Source organism: Neisseria sp. P0009.S007 (genome assembly GCF_051962515.1).
Genome location: NZ_JBQCVF010000410.1, coordinates 1 through 1,223 on the forward strand (window position 1 = coordinate 1; position 1,223 = coordinate 1,223).

Below are 1,223 nucleotides of genomic sequence, written 5' to 3' on the forward strand. Positions count from 1 at the left end.
GGCGCACCACAGCTTGGGCAATCGGTTTTAAAAAAAGGCGTTTTTTCCATATAACGTCAATATTTCAGTTTAATCAGCACAAGGTTTAAGGCCGTCTGAAAACGGATTAAATATGCTTTCAGACGGCCTGACAGATTTTATTGTTCAACCGATGATTGTATATCGTCCAGTATACCTTCGCCACGTTGCACAACCGTCCAAACAGCCCTTTCAGCCGTCAACTCTCTACACAAGATTTCCTTCACTTTTTCCAATTTCATACCGCCGCAGATAAATGCGTCTATAGCGGCGAAGCGGTGTTCAGGCCAAGTATGGATACTGATATGGGACTCGGCGAGCAGTAAAACGCCGGTTACGCCGCCAGTTCCGCCGAATGTGTGGAAATGTTCGGTCAATATGGTGGCTTCTGCAGCCTGTGCGGCAGCTACCAAAGCGGTTTTCAGACGGACTTCATCTTTTAAGATGGCTTCGTCGCAACCGTATAAGTCCAATAGGCCATGATTACCGGGCATGTGGGTCATTTATGGCCTCCAGAATAACCACTGCCGCCGTAATAGCCTCCGGAGTGCATACGCGAGCCGTCAGAATCGGAAGAGCCGTAGCTGATAATCATGGAGATGACGATGATAATGGTGCTGAAAATGATGTAAGTGATTCTCGACATGTTAATCCTCGTCCTCGTCTTTTTTGCCCATGGTCCACAACAACCAGCATCCTACAAAGATGACGGTAAGTGCAGCAGAGCTGTCGCCGGTCAGAAGCGCAGGGAGATTGACGACAACCAAGATGGCAGTCATTATGATTCTTAATGATTTATCAATACCGTCTGCCGCCATGTTTGCAGTGTAATGCGGAGCTTGGCTGGTCAGATTAAACGCGTCCGCAATCTCCCGATAAGCAATTGGGGCACTTCTAGTCCATGCCATTTCGTGACTGTTTAATTCGGAACCAATCTTACGGCTTTGTCCGTCTCGGTAATCGCTGTAATAGTTCAAATCACCGTTTCGGACACGCCAATAAAACGCTCCGCTGGCAATCCTGACCCGTCCGCCATAGTCATAAAGTTTGCCATAGCCTTGCGGTTGGCGGTTGCGGTCGAGGCGCGGCCAATCATTCAAGGTTTCGGAAATATTCCAACCTTCATCGGCTTCAACCAGCCATAAGAAACCCTGAGTTGGGTTGTAAAGCAGATACTCTGTCCACTGCCCTTCTGGTGCCAATGT

At 48.4% G+C, this 1,223-nt stretch carries 3 protein-coding genes; all 3 read right to left on the reverse strand.

Annotation, left to right across the window (positions count from 1 at the left end; all coding sequences use genetic code 11):
- Nucleotides 1-137: 137 nt before the first annotated feature.
- Nucleotides 138-521, reverse strand: coding sequence for an adenosylmethionine decarboxylase (gene speD, locus ACTHS3_RS13685; protein ID WP_070607994.1), 384 nt, complete (start codon nt 519-521; stop codon nt 138-140).
- Nucleotides 518-664 (reverse strand): hypothetical protein, encoded by a 147-nt coding sequence (locus ACTHS3_RS13690; RefSeq protein WP_162837292.1) that lies wholly within the window; start codon nt 662-664, stop codon nt 518-520. Before ACTHS3_RS13690 ends, speD begins: the two co-directional genes overlap by 4 nt.
- 1 nt (nt 665) lies before the next feature.
- A partial coding sequence (locus tag ACTHS3_RS13695; RefSeq protein WP_440368215.1) for a DUF4178 domain-containing protein occupies nt 666-1,223 on the reverse strand: 558 nt, incomplete at its 5' end.

Excerpts from the sequence above, each read along its gene's own strand:
- ACTHS3_RS13690 (WP_162837292.1), bottom strand. The coding sequence starts at position 664 with ATGTCGAGAATCACTTACATCATTTTCAGCACCATTATCATCGTCATC.
- speD (WP_070607994.1), bottom strand. The coding sequence starts at position 521 with ATGACCCACATGCCCGGTAATCATGGCCTATTGGACTTATACGGTTGC.